We start from the raw sequence: 18,478 nt of genomic DNA, 5'->3' as shown, positions 1-18,478 counted from the left end.
TAAAGAAAATTACTTAAAGATTGAAGCTGATGTTAAAACCGATAGATCTTGTTGTCGGAATCTGACCATTTTCTATACCTTGTAAATTACCATCGTTGTAGTAACTCGTTTCAGGATCGATGTGAGGAAGATTGCTTTTTAGAAGCGCAAGGTTTCTGCCTACAACCGATACTGCGATATCACGGAAAGGAAGTTTTTTCATCACTTTTCCAGAGATCATGTAAGTGAATTTCACCTCACGAAGTTTTACATAACTTGCATCGAAAATTGTGTTTTCGTTGTTTGTCAGCAAGTAATATTTATGGTGATATTCCTCAGATGAAATACTTTTTGTATTCGGCACATAGTTTGGTGCATCAGCTGTCCCTGTGTTTACTACACCTCGCCCGACAATGCCTGTTTCGCGACCCAGAGTAGTTTCTTTCAAAACCCCTGTGTAACGTCCTACGTTGATTGATTGCGAGAAAATATCGCCACCGTGTTTGATATCAATCAAAGTACTAAGCGAGAAGTTTTTGTATTTAAACACGTTGGAAATACCGCCGATCCAGTCCGGAGTGAAGTTTCCTAGCACACGGCTAACAGGGTCAAGCATCGGATAACCTTGTGCATCGTAAACAATTTGTCCGTCCGGAGCGCGTAGGAAACCCTTTCCGAAGAAAGTACCGTAAGGCTGACCAACACGTGCTTCAACGGATAATCCACGGAAACTGTTTGTTGAAGTGGTCTGAGTTAACGGATTGTAACTTGTGTTCAGCTGATAAGTAGTCAGGTTGTCAGCAAGAGAAACTACTTTGTTTTTGTTACGTGCCCAGTTCAAATTAATATCCCACTGGAAGTTTCCAACTTTAACAGGCGTTGTTGTCAACTGGATTTCAATCCCTTTGTTTGTGATTTTACCAGCGTTTAAAAGTTTAGACAAATAACCAGACGCATTTGAAACGTTTACGTCAAGGATCTGATCTGTTGAAGCTTTGCTGTAATAAGTAACGTCAAGTCCAACACGATTCTGCCAAAGTCTGATATCAGCACCGATTTCATAAGAAGTTGTGATTTCAGGTTTTAACTCAGCATTTAAAAGAGCGTTGTTTTCAGATAAACTCGGCGTGCTTCCCCAGGGATTTTCATATTTATAAGTACTTGCCAGACGATATGGATCGGTGTCATTACCAACTTGTGCAAGACCTGCTCTGATTTTAGCAAAAGATAAAACAGACGATTTTACATCAAACATATCGGAAAGAATCGCACTAACAGCAGCAGAAGGGTAGAAGTAAGATCTGTTGTTTCCAGGCAGGGAGCTTGACCAGTCATTACGGGCGGTAAGATCTACGAATAAATAATTACGGAAACCTAAGTTCGCCGAAGCATACAAACTATTTACTGTTTTCTCAATGTAGGAATTTTCTACAACCGGGCGCTGGCGAGAGTTCCCCATGTTCCAAACTCGTGGGATCGCAAGTTCGGTTGCGCCCATATAGTTTCTTTGTGCAAAGTTTGAACGGTGGTTACCTCCAATGTTTGCCGTAATATCAAATTCACCAAATTTCTTTGTTGCGTTCAGCAAGAAGTCGGAGTTGGACTCGCGAACAAAAACCTGTTCTTCGTTATAGGCATCATAAAGCTGTGTTGTTCCCAGTTTTGCCTGGCGGGCAGCAGTTCTTGTTTTACGACGATCTTCGTAAAAGTCAGTACCTGAACGGCCAGTCAGAGTAAGCCAGTCAGTCAGTTTGTAAGTAGCAGAGATATTTCCGTACAAACGATCGCGCTGATTCTCTCTTGTACTGTTGTTCAATAAATAGTAAGGGTTTGTCCAGTAGTTGTCGTTCCAGTTGTTCTGATAAATGCTGCCTGGTTTTGTATAATTTGTAAGGTTGTTCATATTAACCTGACGACCGAACCAGATGAAATAAAGTCCGAAGTTGTTACGGTTATCACTGCCATCTTTTACGTAGTTAACAGTGGCTCTTACATTCAATTTTGGAGTAAGGTTCCAGCCAGCGTTCAATGCCACGGTCTGGCGTTTGTAATTTGTATTTGGTAAGATACCATCTTGTTTCAGGTTTGTAAAAGACAAACGGAAATCGGCTTTGTCGTTTCCACCGGTAACACCAACGTTATTAGTATACGTTTTGCCAGTTTGGTAGAATTGGTTTACGTTATCAGGATTTGCAACCCATGGAGTAGGCGTTCTTGTCCCGTCAGCTGCAATTGGCGAATCAAACTGGGGTAATAATCTTCCGTCCAGTTTTGGTCCCCAGCTTTCATCCACACCGTCATTTACGCCGCCACCTTGGCCGTCTTTATAAGAGAAAAGTCCCTTTGCGCCTTGTCCATACTCATTTTGCCATTCTGGCTGACGGAAAACAGATTCAAAGGAAGTATTGGTATTGAAAGAAACACCAATTCCTTTTGATCCTTTTCCGCTTTTCGTTGTGATCAAAACTACACCGTTAGCGCCGCGTGAACCATAAAGTGCAGCTGCACTTGGTCCTTTCAAAACGTTGATTGATTCAACGTCATCCGGGTTGATAGATGCCGCAGCATTACCGTAGTCAACACCTGTTCCGGAACCGAAGTTACTGTTATCGATCGGTACTCCATCAACAACGAAAAGTGGCTGGTTGTTACTTCCGATTGAACTCGCTCCACGGATGATCATACGGGAAGAAGCTCCCGGGGCACCATTTGAATTTGTTACCTGAACACCCGCAAGTCTTCCTGATAATGAGTTTATTAAGTTCGTTTCACGGGCCTGAGTCAAAGCCTTTCCGCTCACTTCCTGCACAGAATAACCAAGTGCCTTTTTCTCCCTGGCGATACCAAGCGCAGTTACGACAACTTCATTAAATTGTGTCGCATCTTCTTCTAAAAAGATATCAAGAGTTGTTTTCGCTCCTACCGGAACTTCCAGGGATTTAAATCCGATAAAGGAAACAACCAAAGTTGCATTGGATGCTGCACTGATTGTAAATTCTCCGTCAGCGTTGGTTGTACTTCCACGGCTTGTTCCCTTGATTAAAACGCTGGCACCTGGCAAAGCCCCGCCGTCTCCTTTTGATGTCACCTTGCCTTTGATGGCGAGGTCCTGTCCAAAACTTGCTAAGCTTAGCAGCATTAGAAGCGACATGAAACCCATTGTAAAATGTTTTCTCATTAGTTAGATGTTATAGGTTGCTAAATAGTAATATTTGAATAAAATAGGAGTGAATTTTTAAATTATACAGGTTTACTTTAAGTCATTGGTGAATAAAAATGTGAGGTTTCTATAATTTTATGTTCATTATTTATCTTTTTTAAGTTATTAAGTGTTGGGTTGCTCTTATTTTGATTATCAAATTAAACTAATTTAATTCAGAATAATATTCTACAAAACTAAAATATTTTAAAATTAAAACTTGAAAAAAGTGATTAACTGGTAATTTAAATTAATTATTTATTAGAAATTCAATATAAAATATTAGTAAATATTAGAATTGTATAAGTTTAATAGATATTTGACTATAAATTGTACTTTACTAATTGCTTGTAGACGTTGATTCACGGAGCCAGCTGTGGGAGTTTCTGTATATTTAAAAAAGAAAGCATATGGACATCAGATACAGCGCTAATTCGTTTTAGTAATAAACCGGGATCAAAGGACAGGCTTCGAAATCGTGAAATATGCTACCGTTGCCCGCTTTTCATTCTTAAAATCACCCTTTAAGGCATTTGAATTACTATATTTGCAACCCGGCGTTCACGAGTGCCGGTTCAGTGCTCATATCAACTTTGTTAATTCGTAATAGCTTTAAATGAAGGTTCTTAAATTTGGCGGCACATCGGTCGGTTCGGTCGATAGTATCAAACAGGTAATTGGTATTCTTGAAAATAATCTGGCACAGGGCGAAAAGATCGCCGTTGTTTTTTCAGCGATGGGAGGTGTCACAAACCGTCTTATTGAAATTGGAAAAATGGCAGCGTCCGGAAACGGCGAGTATACGGAATTCCTGAAAGTCGTTGAAGAGCGCCATTTTGTAATTGTTCGCGGATTGATCAATGTAAAAAATCAAAGCAGTACGTTTGCTGCAGTACGTGGACTTTTTAATGAGCTGGGAGATATTTTGAAAGGAGTTTCCTGGATCCGTGAGCTGTCAACCCGCACGATGGACCTGATTATGAGTTTCGGTGAGCGTCTTTCCACACTGGTTATTACCGAAGTGTTGAAAAGCAGAGGTGTCGCAGCAGAATTTTGTGATGCACGCAAGATTATCCGTACCAATGCGACTTATGGTATGGGTGATGTGAACTTTGAAATTACCAATCAGCTGGTTTTAGAATATTTTGCAAAGGTGAATGCTTTGCAGTGCGTAACGGGGTTCATTGCCTCAACAAAAGATGGAATCACAACAACACTTGGTCGTGGTGGTTCTGACTACACTGCCTCTATTATCGCAGCGGCTCTGGATGCAGATTCGATTGAAATTTGGACCGATGTTGATGGGATGATGACAGCTGATCCGCGCAAGGTGACTAATGCGTTTACGATCCCGTCAATATCGTATTCAGAAGCAATGGAGCTTTCACATTTTGGAGCGAAAGTGATTTATCCGCCAAGTTTGCAGCCTGCTTTTGCGAAAAATATTACGCTGAAAGTTCTTAATACATTTAATATAGGTTTCGAAGGTACTTTTGTTCAGAAAGTTGCCAATAAAAAAGAATATCCTATCACGGGAATTTCTTCTATCGATGAAATTGCCCTTGTTAATATTCAGGGAAGCGGTATGATTGGTGTTGCCGGTATTTCCGGGAGACTTTTCACAGCTTTGTCCAACAATGCAATCAGCGTCATCCTTATTTCACAAGCGTCTTCGGAGCATTCGATCTGTTTTTCTATCGATCCAAAAGATGCCCAGAAAGCAAGTGAAGTTCTTGACAATGAATTTGCATCGGAAATTTCCTATGGATACATCGATAGTATTACAATAGAAAAAAATCTTTCGATCATTGCGATTGTGGGAGAGGGCATGAAAAAAAGCACGGGTGTTTCCGGTAAACTTTTTTCTGTTTTAGGTAAAAACGGTATCAACGTCGTGGCTACGGCTCAGGGTTCTTCCGAGTTAAATATTTCCGTTGTGATTGCAAAAAGTGATTTGTCCAAAGCGCTGAATGCAATTCACGGTGTTTTCTTCCATTCGGAAACCCGTTCTCTCAACTTGTTTGTCGTTGGGGTTGGACTTATCGGGAAAACACTTTTAGAACAAATAAAAAATCAGACAAAGTATCTGCGGGAAGAAAAATTCCTGAATCTGAATATTGCCGGACTTTCGAACACGAAAAAAATGCTGCTTGATCCGGACGGAGTCGGATCGGCACATTGGAAGGAAAGAATTGAAGGTGAAGGTGTAAAAACCAGTTTGCCGGCTTTCGTTCAGCGGATGATCGAACTGAACCTGCCAAACAGCGTTTTTGTGGATTGTACTTCTGATAAGGATATCGTACAATATTATAATATGCTGCTCGATGCCAGCATATCCGTTGTTACTCCTAATAAAGTAGCAAATTCAGGTACCTATGCAGAATATATTTCCCTGCAAAGAACGGCATTGAAGAGAGGCGTTAAGTTTTTATATGAGACCAACGTGGGTGCGGGATTGCCGATCATTAATACGATCCAGGGACTAATGTCAAGCGGTGATAAATTTCTGAAAATTGAGGCGATTCTTTCCGGAACTTTATCCTATATTTTTAACTCATTCGGGCCGGGAATACGGTTTGTGGATGTTGTTAAGGAAGCAAAAGCAAAAGGTTTTACCGAACCGGATCCACGCGACGATTTGAGCGGCGCTGATGTGGCGCGTAAAATATTAATTCTGGCTCGTGAAGTAGGTGTTCCGCTTGAATCAGAAGACGTAAAAGTCGCACAGCTTTTACCGGATAATTGTTTGCAGGCGCCGACAGTTGAATCATTTTTTGATGAGTTGATTATTTCAAATGATTATTTTGCAACGTTGCAGGCAAATGCAGAAGCCAATGGTGAAGTGCTGCGCTTTATTGCAACTTTGGAAAATGGAAAAGCGGTTGTTGAATTGCGAACTGTAAATCAGCAGCACCCGTTTTATACTTTGTCAGGAAGTGATAACATTATTTCTTTTACAACAGAAAGGTATAAAGATCGTCCTTTGGTAATTAAAGGCCCTGGTGCAGGAGCGGAAGTTACCGCGTCAGGAGTGTTTGCAGATATTATGAGCATCAGTAGTTATTTGGGGTAGAAGGTTTTAAATTGATGTAGATTTTCAGATAGCCATTTGAACTATGAGCAATAGAAAGATTCCGGAATCGGTAGCCAGGTTAACTGAGGATTTCATAACTCATGTTGATAAATTACATGGCGAAAGGCTAGATAAAGTAATTCTATACGGATCATACGCAAGAGGAGAAGAACGGATAGACTCAGATGTAGATTATCTGGTTATACTAAATGATGATGAAATCCGAACTTTTAAAGAGATAAGTAATCTATCTCCGGTAACGTTTGAGCTATCTATTCAATATTCCGTTTCGGTTTCTGCTATTCCTGTGTCTAAGTCGAAGTTTATGCAAGAATGGTCTCCACTATACCACAATGTTCGTAATGAAGGTATTGTAATATGAGTTACCATTCAATAGCGAATATAATATCAAAAGCATCTGATTGTCTGGATGATTCGATGTTGCTATTGTCAGAGGAAAGTTATGATGCAGCATTAAATAGGTCATACTATGCAATGTTTCATAGTATTCAAGCGCTACTTTTAACAATCAGCTTCGTTGCAAAATCTCATTCAGGTGCACATAATGCTTTTCACAAGCAATTTATTCTAACACAGATATCGCCTCGCAATCTCGGTCTGGTACTTAAAAGAACCTTTGAAAAGCAACAGTTTGGAGATTATGACTATGATGAGGTGCTGTTTGAAGATGCCAAGGAATCTGTGGAAGATGCGAGACTTTTTTCGAAGCAACTGTCCTCTATTTAAAGGAAAATAATTTTTTAAAGTGAATTATATAAAAGCTTTTGCCCCGGCCACAGTTGCCAATGTTTCCTGTGGATTTGACATTTTCGGTTTTGCCATTGAAGAACCAGGTGATGTGGTTGAAATATGGCGCCGCGACGAACCGGGAATTATTATTAAAGACATTTTTGGTGACGAAGGCAGATTGCCACGAAATCCTGAAAAAAATGCAGTGACGGGCGTGATGATTCATTTGCTGAAACATCTTGGCATTACCAATTTTGGCTGTGAAGTAGCGCTTCATAAAAATATGCCATTGGGAAGTGGTATGGGATCAAGTGCTGCCAGTGCCGTAGCAGGTGTTGTCGCGATGAATGAACTTCTTGACTGCCCGCTTGCAAGAACAGAACTTCTGCCATTCGCGATGGAAGGCGAGCGCATAGCTTCCGGTTCTGCTCATGCCGACAATGTTGGTCCTGCACTTTTGGGTGGTTTTGTGATCATAAGAAGTTATAGTCCTTTGGATGTTTTCTCTATTCCTGTACCAAAAGATCTTTATTGCACATTAGTTCATCCCGATATTGAGATCAATACAAAAGATGCCCGGTATATTCTTAGGGATGAAGTTTCGCTCAAAAATACCATTTCTCAAATGGGAAATGTCGCCGGTTTGGTTGCTGGGCTTATGAAGGAAGACTATGATCTGATCAGCCGATCGATGGTTGATGTGATTATTGAACCTGTTCGTTCCATACTGATTCCCGAATTCAATAAGGTAAAACAGGCAGCTCTGGATCATGGCGCTTTGGGGTGCAGTATTTCTGGCTCGGGGCCTTCCATGTTTGCTTTGAGCCGTGGGATTGAAAATGCGAAAAAGGTAGGAGAAGTGATGAAAAGAACGTTTTCCGAAGCCGGGATTGAATCCAGTACGCATGTTTCGCTTATTAACCAGGGCGGGCCGCTTATTATGGAAAAGAATTAATCTTCATTGACAACAAATATTTTACAATTACCGCAGCGTTTAAACTTGTCTTTTTCTGAACTTTCTGCGTAATTTTAAATGTTACATAATCCATAAGCATTAAATAAAAAGATCATGGTTACTGTAAGTGATACTGCGAAGAATAAAATCATAGAATTACGTAAGGCTGATGGGCACGAGGATGATTACCAGATCCGTGTTGGTGTTTTAGGTGGAGGTTGTTCAGGGTTGACATACAATCTTGAATTTAACTCAGATACCAATCCTAATGACATGGTCTTTGAAGATAAGGGCGTTAAGATTATCGTCGATAAAAAAAGCATTCTCTATCTGGCAGGTACTACGTTAGACTTTTCTGACGGCCTGAACGGTAAAGGATTTCAGTTTGTTAATCCAAATGCCACACGTACTTGTGGTTGTGGCGAAAGTTTTGCCGTATAAATTTTAGATTTTGTGGATAATAGTAAAGGCGTTGTGACTTATCACGGCGCTTTTTTTCATTTTGTGACGAAGCAAAAAAGAAGAAGTAGTATATTTTCCTTATTTTATTGTTTTTTTGTGGAAGGAAAGCGTTTGTCCGGTATCAGGTTGCTTCAATTTGTATGAAACCAAGCCGGGAAACAAAATCCAACCGTATCAGCGGACCGTTTTCAATTTTCCACTTTCAATTTTCAACCTAATAAATGAAACCAACTCTTTTAATTTTGGCTGCCGGAATAGGAAGCCGTTATGGAGGTATTAAACAACTTGACCAATTCGGTCCCAATGGAGAAACCATTATTGATTACTCTTTATATGATGCAATTCGCAGTGGTTTTGGCAAGGTGGTATTTATAGTACGTAAGGAAATAAAGGATGAAGCGGAAGCATTATTTGCTCCAAAATTAAAAGGAAAGATTGACTACGATTTCGCGATTCAGGGCGTGCAGTCTTATGTGCCGGAAGATCTTGGAGCCGTTGAGCGTGTGAAACCCTGGGGAACGGGGCACGCAACATTATGCGCATGGGAACAAACTGATACTCCTTTTGCCGTAATCAATGCGGATGATTTTTACGGTCTGGGTGCTTTTGAAACCATGTCCAAATTTTTGAGTACAGATACCAATGACAAGCAGCATGCGATGATTGGTTATGAAATAAAAAGAACACTTTCAGAAAACGGCACGGTTTCAAGAGGTGTTTGTATTGAAAGAGAAGATCAGAATCTTGCTTCAGTTGTTGAAAGGACCAAAATTTTTGAAGAGGACGGGACTATTTATTTTGAAGAAGAAGGTGAAAAAACAGAGCTTGCTCCTGAAACACCGGTTTCTATGAATTTCTGGGGCTTCAAACCTTCGATGTTCCCAATCACGAAAGAATTATTCGAGGAGTATGCACGTATTAATCTAAACACACCCAAAGCTGAGTTTTATATTCCAACTGTGATGACTTACATCATTGAAAATGGACTGGGCGATTGCAGGGTTTTCCGCAGTTCATCCGATTGGTTTGGCGTTACTTATCCGGAAGATAAACCGAAAGTTCAGGCATCGCTTGCATCCCTGCACGATTCAGGAGAGTATCCTGCAAAACTTTGGGAATAGAGTAGTTATTTATAAGAACAAAAAGTCAAGGCTAGGTTTGACTTTTTGTTCTTCTTCTATTCAGGAAATATGTTCAACTTATTTCTTTAATAACGCTTCCATCATTTTCTCAGCCAGGAATTTATTTCCTGTTTCATTTAGATGAACGCGGTCTGTCGTCAGAATTTCCTTCTCTTTGTTTTCAGGATTGTTTTTCACTTCATATTCCTGGAAATATTTTCTCAGATCACAAAGCTGAAGGTTATTTTTAGCGGCAATGTCACGGATCAGTTTTGAATAATGATTAAGATCGCCATCCTGCATATTTGAATTATCATTTCTTTCTCCAATCACAGTCGGCGTACAAAGAATCACGCGGATATTTTGTGCCTTCATTTTTTTGATAAGCGCCTCGTAAAACTTCACATATTTGTCAGGATCAGTCCCCGTCCCCATCGAACTTTTGTGCCAAACGTCATTAATTCCGACGTATATAAAGACAACATCCGGTTTTTTGGATAACACGTCATCTTCCAGACGCAAATACAGATCATAAACCTTATTTCCTCCAATACCTGCACCCATCAACTCAAACTGACCACTTTGATTATTTGTTTTCAGCATTTCTGTCATCATCGTGATATAACCCTTCGGTCCAACACCAGCCTGCGTAATAGAATCACCAAAAAATATAACGCGCAATGGCTTATCCTGCTTCATAGCGAGCAATGGGAAAGCGATAAGTGCAATTTGTAAAAGTCTGAAAATAATTCGCATGAGTTTAAAAAGATTAGTTTTTAGAGGAAAAGACAGAGATATATAAAAGTTACCCTGAAATATTATTTTCCATTTCAGACAAGAATCCGAGATTATTTTATCAATTCGATTTCAGGAATATCAAGCGAATAACGAAGTGCAAAAGCTCGTCCGGGCGACATATCCGGCTGCCATTGAAGGGGAAGTTTGATGGTCCGGACAGCTTGCTGAATTAAGGCGGTGACCAATAAATGATTATCAAAAACAGTACAGGTTAAAACTTCTCCAAACAAAACCAGTTGCTCGTCTGTTTGATGTTTTGGTAAATAGACCTCTGACGGCGTCCCCTGATTGATAATCTGGCCATTTTCTATAACAATCACCTGATGTGCCATTCGGAAAATTTCACCAAGGTCATGGGTGACGATAATCATTGTAAAACCGTGTTCCTGTTGAAGATTCAGCAAATATTCCTGCAAGCGCCGCCGCATATGATGATCCAATGCAGCAAGGGGTTCGTCAAGTAACATTAAATCTGGTTTTCTTACGAGCGCGCGGGCCAGTGCGGCACGTTGCTGTTGCCCTCCGGAAAGCTGATGAGGTTTTCGTTCTGAAAGCTGGGTGAGCTCAACGGCATTTAGCAGGTCGTCTACAATTTTTTTATCAGAATTTTTGTCAAGTGCAAAGAGAAGATTTTCTCTCACACTCAGGTGTGGAAATAAAGCATAATCCTGAAAAACAAAACCGATACTCCTGTGCTGCGGGGAAATTGAAAAGTTGACAGAAGTGTTTAACCAGACGTCATTGCCAAACCTGATTTTCCCTGAATCCGGAGTGATTAATCCCGAAATTTGGCGTAACAATGTGGTTTTACCTGCACCAGACGGTCCGGTAATTGCTGTGATACTCCCTTTTGGGGCAGAAAATACAATATCCATCGGAAGAATTCCGCTGGCTGTTTGTAAGGAATGCCTGATGGAAATATCAAGAAGTTTGTCGGACACTTAATAAGCGGTTGTTGATAGAATATACCAAAAGTAAGATAATAAAAGTGACGGTAAAAAGTACCAAAGCGTATTGGTTGGCACCAGCATAATTTAATGCTTCCACTTCATTGTATATTGCAACCGAAGCAACCTTGGTTACACCCGGGATATTTCCCCCGATCATTAATACGACTCCAAATTCGCCAACTGTATGAGCAAATGTGAGTACGATCGCAGTCAAAATCGCAGATTTGCTATTGGGTAAAAGGATTTTGTAAAATGTTTCAAACTGACTTTTTCCCAGTGTATAAGAAGCTTCTCGCAAAGATGCAGGAAGAGATTGCAAACCGGCTCGTAACGGATATACCATAAAAGGCAGGCTGTAAATAACAGAACCAATGACCAATCCGGGAAATGAAAATACGAGCCGCAAACCTAAAATATTTTCAATCCAGGCGCCAAACCAGTAGGATGGACTAAATGCGAGCAATAAGTAAAAACCCAAAACGGACGGTGGAAGAACCAGTGGCATTCCAATTACCGCCTCAACCAAACCCCGCCCCTTAAACTTTGCAAAAGCCAGCCAATAGGCAAGAGGAAGGGCGACGACAAAAAGAATAATCGACGTGATGATTGCCAGCCTGAATGTGAGCCAAAGTGGTTGCCAATCCATATTAATTTTGATTGATAGAATGAGTGAATGATAGAATGTATCGCCCGTTTCGAATTTGTTTACTTATATCCGTATTTTTTAAAAATCGTTTTTGCCTTTGGTGAGTACAGGAAGTCGTAAAATTTCTGACTTGTTTCTTTTTTTGGAGAATTTTCACTGTGGCGAAGGAGCAACGCTGCTTGCGCGATTGGATTGTATAAGCTTGAATCCACAAGCGAATAATGTCCTTTATCTTTCATTTCCGGCGCCAGTATTACCGAAAGGGCGGTAAATCCTGCTTCTACATTGCCAGTCGTGATATACTGTGCTGCCTGTGCGATGCTTTCTCCGTAAACAATTTTATTTTTTATTGGTTCGAATAAATTTTGCTTCGTTAAGGCCTGAATTGCTGCGTCGCCATACGGGGCAAGTTTTGGATTTGGTAGTGCTATTTTTTTGACCTTATCCGAGTTTAAGATGCTCAGATTTAAATCCTTTTCAGGAATTGTGAGAGACCATAAAGCTAATGTCCCATAAGCGTAAATTTTAGGTTCCACATCGGAGCCTCCGTTTTTATAAATTTCGCCGGGATATTTGGTATCTGCTGAGACGAATACGTCAAAGGGTGCGCCTTCGCGAATTTGTGCTGTTAGTTTTCCGGAAGAACTGACTACAATTTCAATCTCCTTGCCGGATTCTTTTTCAAATTCAGCCTTTAACTCTTTCATAACGTATTGTACGTTGGCCGCCGTGGCAACGATAATTTTTTCCGAAGGTTTTGAACAACCTCCAAGAAGAATCAAAATCAGAAGAAAAATGTGTTTCCGGTTCATTTCGCTAATTTAACGCATTACGATGAATAGACACACAAAATCAAAAAAACCAAAATCAACACAGCCCTGAAAGGGCGCGATATCTTGGCATGGGGCATCGCCCTGTGGCTGTGATGCCGGATGTTAATATGGTGCCGTAATGACTATATTATTTGATGGGCGTTATTAATAGGGCGTTGCCCTATTCTCAGATATAGCGCCCTTTCAGGGCTTTCGGCTTGGAAAGTTTTGGATCGTTGTCTGCTAATTGCATCCATTGTATTTAAATATCGTAAATTGCGTCCCATTTTGACCGGCACAGCCGGAAATAATAATTAATGCGTTAAACAATGATAATAGAAACTGCCCAGCGCACCCGGCAAACGTCGGAGTATTACTTTTCAGTAAAGCTGGCCGAAGTAAGAAAATTAGTAGCCGAAGGACATGACGTGATCAATCTTGGGATTGGAAATCCGGACATGATGCCTTCTGAGCAAACGCTAACAGCACTTTCAGAGGCCGCTTTAAAGCCTCAGGCACATGGTTATCAACCGTATGTCGGTACTGTATCTTTTCGGAATGCAATTGCAGAATATTATCAAAGGACCTATGGAGTTACCCTAAATCCAAGTTCTGAAATCCTTCCTTTGATTGGATCGAAAGAAGGGATTACACATATTTCTCTGACATTTCTTGATCCGGGAGATGAAGTGCTGGTTCCCGAATTAGGTTATCCTGCTTATCGTGCCGTCAGCCAGATGGTCGGTGCAGCGGTGAAAGAATATCCCTTACAGGAAGAGTCCGGATGGCAGCCGAACTGGGAAGTGATGGAAGAATTGGTCACGCCGCGGACCAAAATAATGTGGCTTAATTATCCGCATATGCCAACGGGTGCTCCTGCAACCGAAGAATTATTTGAGGCAGCGGTCGCTTTTGCCAAAAAGCACAAGGTATTGCTTTGCCATGACAATCCATATAGCCTCGTTTTGAACAAAAAAGAACCGATCAGTTTGTTGTCGGTCACTGGCGCAAAAGATGTTGCGATCGAGCTTAATTCGATGAGTAAATCACACAACATGGCTGGCTGGCGATTAGGCTGGCTGGCAGGTGCGAAACCTTACATCGATGCCGTTTTGACAATAAAGAGCAACGTCGATTCCGGAATGTTCTGGGCTTTACAGGAGGCGGCGGTTGCTGCGCTTGGAAATTCTCAGGAATGGCATGACGATAGGAATGCTGTATATCAGGGACGTCTGGAAGCATCCGAAGCATTTTTAAATGCTGTCGGCTGTACGTGGGATAAAAAGCAGGAAGGGATGTTTTTATGGGGAAAACTACCAGATTCAGTCGAGTCTGCTGAAAAACTGGTAAACAACCTGTTGACAGAAAAGCATGTTTTCATCGCACCCGGATTTATATTTGGACCAAAAGGGCAGCGTTATATCCGTCTTTCTCTTTGTATGCCAAAAGAAAGAATCTGGGAAGCCGTTGAGCGTCTCAAAAGTTAATTATTATTCTTATAAAATCTCATATCCTGCAAGAAGTCTTCTTGCAGGAAAATTTTCAATATACATGATAATCAGCATTATAGGAGTGGGCCTGCTTGGCGGCTCATTCGCATTATCGCTCCGGGAAAAATACCCGAATATGAAATTTGTTGGTGTTGACCAATCCGTTGTCAATCAAAAAATTGCGCTTGCAAAAGGGATCGTCGACGAAATCATGACGCTGGAAGAAGCGTTACAGGTGGCAGAACTGAATATTCTGGCAACACCTGTTGATGCTATTACTTTACTTTTGCCAAAAATATTGGATCAGATTCCTGAGGGCAGAACACTGATGGATTTTGGCTCTACAAAAGAATTGATTTGTAAAGTGGCAGATGCGCATCCAAAACGTACACAATTCGTAGCCGTTCATCCTATGGCCGGTACTGAAAACTCGGGACCGGGTGCTGCGTTCAAAGAATTATTGCCGGGAAAAAACGTGATCATTTGTGATAAGGAAAAAAGTGATACCGACTGTCTGACATTGGCCGATACTTTCCTGCGGGACATCGGTATGAAAATTCATTACATGAAACCAGTTGAACATGACCTTCACCTGGCCTATGTTTCGCATTTAAGTCACATCAGCTCTTTTGCACTTGGCCTTACAGTGCTTGAAAAGGAACGTGATGAAAAGGCAATTTTTGATATGGCAAGTACCGGGTTTTCTTCAACAGTTCGTCTGGCAAAAAGCTCTCCGCAAATGTGGGCGCCAATTTTTGACCAGAATAAACAGAATGTTTCAAAAGCACTTGGAGATTATATCGAATTCCTGAAAAAATTTAAAGTTGCCATTGACAGTGAAGACCTACCAACAAGTCTGGATTTTATGTCGAAAGCAAATGATATCGGCAGGATTTTGAGTGGTATAGAAAAAAAGTAAACCATCTGATGCCTGAAATTTGTTATATTTCGTAATCACTAGAAATGTAATCGCATGGAATTTCCGTTAATCATACGTCCCGTGGCCGGTCTTACTGAGGATATGTTCTTCGATCTTTGTCAGGCGAATGAGCAGCTTTGCATGGAGCGAGATAAAGACGGAAATATAATTGTTATGGCGCCGACAGGATCAGATACGGGGAATTATAATTTTGAATTTGGTTTAGAGCTTGGGCTTTGGAATAGGGAAACTAAGTTAGGTTACGTTTTCGATTCTTCATCCGGTTTTACCTTGCCAAATGGAGCTGTAAGATCTCCTGATCTTTCCTGGATTTCTAAAAGTAGATGGGAAGCTTTAACAGAAGCAGATCGTAAAAAATTTGCGCCTATATGTCCTGATCTTGTTGTAGAAGTCCGTTCTTTAAGTGATGATATCTCTGATCTCCATGATAAGATGAGAGAGTATCAATTGAATGGTTGCCTTTTAGGATGGCTCATCGATCGAATCAACAAAAAAATCCACATTTACAGACAAGACGGTTCTGTTGAAGTTAAAGTAAATATTCCAGTAAAGTTGAGTGGTGAGGATATACTTCCTGGTTTGATTGTAGAAACGAGATTTTGATTACAACATAACAAAAACACCCCGGCAAATTTATTTGCCGGGGTGTTTTTGTTATGATCTATTTTGTCTAACTCTTCTTCTTCACTTCAACAACCACCGCACCGACAACCAGAGCGATCAAAAGCAGCGAACTTACCAGATCAATTTTATTTCCGACAGCGATTGAAACAGGTTCGAATCGGAATTGAATCGTATGTTTTCCGGCTGGAACACGCAGCGCACGAAGCACATAATTCGCCCGGATCATGTCGGCAGGTTTTCCGTCGATCGTTACTTTCCATTCATTGCGAACGTTATAGTAGATTTCCGAGAATACCGCTAAGCCTTCATTTTTCGCATTGCTTTCATAGATCAGTTCATTCGGCTTATAAGTAATCAGACTGATTTTATCAGTAGAATCTGTTGCCAGTTTTAATCCTGTCAACTTATCGGCAAAACGCTGATCGATCACAGCGGTTTCTCTCGGTTTTAAAGAATCAAGTGCCGCCATTTCTGCATCCGCATTTGGCACCAGTTTATAATTGCTAACAAACCAGGCATGACCAAAAGCGTCAGGATTTGGCTGAGCAACCTGCTGCCCCTGCTGATCAACACTTAAAATGTACTTCGTATTAAGCATATTCAGGATGCCTGGATTCGCATTTTGCTTCGCGATCTGATGCTCAAATAATTCCTGATAACGTCTCAGTTTTGCTCCGTGGTACCCCCCCAGAGATTTATGGTAATAAGAAGCGTCAGCACTGTTAAACGTACTTCTTGACACATCCAGAACTTTATAGTCAGGATCCGGATCGGCCATAATTCTTTCATCGGCAGGACTCGGCGCAAGAGCCGCCTGCGATGCACTTTTACTAACAAAGTCAGCATTGTTCAGATACCTTTTGTCGATACCGAACATATCAAAAATCATCAATAAAAGTAAGATTGGATATAGCAGAGCAGTTTTAATCTTGTCTCTCATCCACATCCAGATCAAACCAGCTGTTACAACAATGAAAAATAAGCTGCGGAAAGCATCGGTACGCATCAAACCGGCACGATCCTGAACGATGGCGTTAACTATTTGCTGCCCGAAAGCTTTATCGTTTGCCTGCTGTCCAAAGTTTTCAGCCAGTTGCTGATCGCTTAATCCCTGGAAATTGAAAAACAAGGTTGGCATAAGAGCCAGAATTAGAGAAATCCCACCTGTAATTGCCAGACTTATCAGCAATGGACGTTGCAAATCTTTCCAGCTGATCTTCTTTTGTGCCAACGTATGAAGGGCTAAAACGGCCAGGAAAACCATTAAAAGCTGCACAAGTGCCAGAACCATTGTGATTGCTCTGAACTTGTTGAACATTGGGAAATAATCGTAAAAGAGATAATTGAAAGTAGCGAAGTTTTTACCCCACGACCAGAATAAGTAAAGTACAACTGCGCCTGCAATCCAGTTTTTTATCGGCCCTTTCACGATAAATAAACCCAAAATAAACAAGAAGAATATAATCGCACCCGCGTAGACCGGACCACTTACGATCGGTTGATCTCCCCAATACAATGGCAAGGATTGAACGACACTGCTCGCAGTTGCTGCGTCAAGGCCTCTGTTTACCAATACTTTATAAGTTTCTGATGTATTGGAAAGTGACGCTCCATTAGAACCGCCATAAGCGTTTGGTATCAGTAAAGTAAGTGTTTCCCCAATTCCATAACTGTAAGAAAAGGCATATTCCTTGTCTAACCCACTTTGTTTTTCATCCGTTTTTACACCATTCGAAACACTCAGTTCAGGTTTGCCACGGATGGTTTCATTGCTGTAATCATATCCATTCCATAAGCGTGTTGTATGTGTTCCGACAGCAACAGCCGCGGAAAATGCCAGACCGATAATGATAAATGAAAGTTTTTTTATCTCACCGCTTTTGATCAGCGGAAGACTTTCAATGATTACCAAAATAATAATTCCGATTCCCAGATAATAAGTGATCTGAACGTGGTTTGCGTAAAGTTCAAGAGACAGAAAAATAGCCGTTACTGCCGCTCCTGCCAGCCAGTTTTTCCGGAAAGCCAAAATTACACCAGCCAAAACCCCCGGCGCATAATAAATCGCCAGCATCTTGGAAACGTGCCCCGCTTCCAGACTCACAAGATTCCAGGCTGCAAAGCCGAATGAAATAGCTCCCAATGCGGAAAGCCAGATTCCCGCACCGGCGACAAGGAACAGAATATAGGCGCTGACACAGCCGATCAGAAAATAATTGGCAGGAGCAGGTAAAATCTTATTCACAGCCTGTCCAATTTTTGTCGAGATACTCGTTGGATAATCTCCGGCAATCATGTAGGCTGGCATTCCGGCAAACATACTATTGGTCCAGTTTGACCATTCGCCTGTTTTTTCGTGGTAAGTAACTACTTCACGTGCAGCAGCTTTTGCCTGTACATCGTCATGCTGATTCAGTTTTTTGCCTTCCAGAACCGGGAATGCATACATCAGCGACAAAAACATAAAGCCTACTACTGCAACCAGATGCGGCCAGATTCGTTGCCAGGAGAATAAATTTTTCATTTTGATAATAGTAAACCGAAAGGGTATTAAAAATGATGATGTTATAATATCAATAATACGTACAAATGTGACTTTTCTTTCACAATACTCCCAAAGATCATTTAACCTTGTACGTTAATTTTTTGTTAACAAGCGCAAATATAAAAGTATTGATA

15 protein-coding genes are annotated in these 18,478 nt (G+C 41.0%); 9 read left to right on the top strand and 6 right to left on the bottom strand.

The genetic code is table 11. The features are described from left to right. Window positions 1-13 precede the first annotated feature (13 nt). Entirely contained in the window at window positions 14-3,157 is a 3,144-nt protein-coding gene (locus BMY70_RS30005) for a SusC/RagA family TonB-linked outer membrane protein (protein WP_090342178.1), read from the bottom strand. A gap of 637 nt (window positions 3,158-3,794) precedes the next feature. Here BMY70_RS30005 and thrA point away from each other — a divergent pair. The 6 genes from thrA to BMY70_RS29975 all read left to right on the top strand — a co-directional run bounded on the left by thrA (window position 3,795) and on the right by BMY70_RS29975 (window position 9,539). Next, complete coding sequence (gene thrA, locus BMY70_RS30000; RefSeq protein ID WP_090342175.1) at window positions 3,795-6,251, top strand: bifunctional aspartate kinase/homoserine dehydrogenase I; 2,457 nt, start codon at window positions 3,795-3,797, stop codon at window positions 6,249-6,251. A 43-nt stretch (window positions 6,252-6,294) separates the two neighbouring features. Then, complete coding sequence (locus BMY70_RS31745) at window positions 6,295-6,633, top strand: nucleotidyltransferase domain-containing protein (RefSeq protein WP_090342172.1); 339 nt, start codon at window positions 6,295-6,297, stop codon at window positions 6,631-6,633. After that, window positions 6,630-6,998, top strand: a complete 369-nt coding sequence (locus BMY70_RS29990; protein WP_090342168.1) for a HEPN domain-containing protein — start codon at window positions 6,630-6,632, stop codon at window positions 6,996-6,998. Before BMY70_RS31745 ends, BMY70_RS29990 begins: the two co-directional genes overlap by 4 nt. A 19-nt stretch (window positions 6,999-7,017) precedes the next feature. Then, complete coding sequence (locus BMY70_RS29985) at window positions 7,018-7,956, top strand: homoserine kinase (RefSeq protein ID WP_090342165.1); 939 nt, start codon at window positions 7,018-7,020, stop codon at window positions 7,954-7,956. Window positions 7,957-8,070: 114 nt separating this feature from the next. Continuing rightward, window positions 8,071-8,397, top strand: coding sequence for a HesB/IscA family protein (locus BMY70_RS29980; RefSeq protein ID WP_090342161.1), 327 nt, complete (start codon window positions 8,071-8,073; stop codon window positions 8,395-8,397). A gap of 242 nt (window positions 8,398-8,639) precedes the next feature. Then, a complete protein-coding gene (locus BMY70_RS29975) occupies window positions 8,640-9,539 on the top strand; it encodes a nucleotidyltransferase family protein (RefSeq protein ID WP_090342157.1) in 900 nt (299 codons plus the stop codon). A 78-nt stretch (window positions 9,540-9,617) separates the two neighbouring features. Here the strand turns inward: BMY70_RS29975 and BMY70_RS29970 are convergent, their stop codons facing one another. From BMY70_RS29970 to modA, 4 genes are all read right to left on the bottom strand, one after another. Next, window positions 9,618-10,295: an SGNH/GDSL hydrolase family protein gene (locus tag BMY70_RS29970; protein ID WP_090342153.1), complete on the bottom strand. Its 678-nt coding sequence runs from the start codon at window positions 10,293-10,295 to the stop codon at window positions 9,618-9,620. A 92-nt stretch (window positions 10,296-10,387) separates the two neighbouring features. Next, the gene (locus BMY70_RS29965) at window positions 10,388-11,278 is read right to left on the bottom strand and encodes an ABC transporter ATP-binding protein (protein ID WP_229209828.1); all 891 of its coding nucleotides are present in this window, start codon (window positions 11,276-11,278) and stop codon (window positions 10,388-10,390) included. Then, entirely contained in the window at window positions 11,259-11,933 is a 675-nt protein-coding gene (gene modB, locus BMY70_RS29960) for a molybdate ABC transporter permease subunit (protein WP_090342150.1), read from the bottom strand. The genes BMY70_RS29965 and modB overlap by 20 nt, the downstream gene beginning before the upstream one ends. 59 nt (window positions 11,934-11,992) lie before the next feature. Further along, entirely contained in the window at window positions 11,993-12,745 is a 753-nt protein-coding gene (modA, locus tag BMY70_RS29955; protein ID WP_090342145.1) for a molybdate ABC transporter substrate-binding protein, read from the bottom strand. Between the two features lie 329 nt (window positions 12,746-13,074). Between modA and BMY70_RS29950 the strand changes: the two genes are divergently transcribed. From BMY70_RS29950 to BMY70_RS29940, 3 genes are all read left to right on the top strand, one after another. Then, complete coding sequence (locus BMY70_RS29950; RefSeq protein ID WP_090342141.1) at window positions 13,075-14,232, top strand: pyridoxal phosphate-dependent aminotransferase; 1,158 nt, start codon at window positions 13,075-13,077, stop codon at window positions 14,230-14,232. Between the two features lie 64 nt (window positions 14,233-14,296). After that, window positions 14,297-15,154, top strand: coding sequence for a prephenate dehydrogenase (locus tag BMY70_RS29945; RefSeq protein ID WP_090342344.1), 858 nt, complete (start codon window positions 14,297-14,299; stop codon window positions 15,152-15,154). Window positions 15,155-15,208: 54 nt separating this feature from the next. Next, a complete protein-coding gene (locus tag BMY70_RS29940) occupies window positions 15,209-15,778 on the top strand; it encodes a Uma2 family endonuclease (protein WP_090342136.1) in 570 nt (189 codons plus the stop codon). Between the two features lie 67 nt (window positions 15,779-15,845). Here BMY70_RS29940 and BMY70_RS29935 read toward each other — a convergent pair whose 3' ends face one another. Next, entirely contained in the window at window positions 15,846-18,323 is a 2,478-nt protein-coding gene (locus tag BMY70_RS29935; protein WP_090342132.1) for a hypothetical protein, read from the bottom strand. Window positions 18,324-18,478: the final 155 nt, after the last annotated feature.

This window comes from Dyadobacter koreensis (assembly GCF_900108855.1).
Lineage (GTDB): Bacteria > Bacteroidota > Bacteroidia > Cytophagales > Spirosomataceae > Dyadobacter > Dyadobacter koreensis.
The sequence above is the reverse complement of the archived record's forward strand: the minus strand, read 5'-3'. Positions and strand labels throughout refer to the sequence as shown.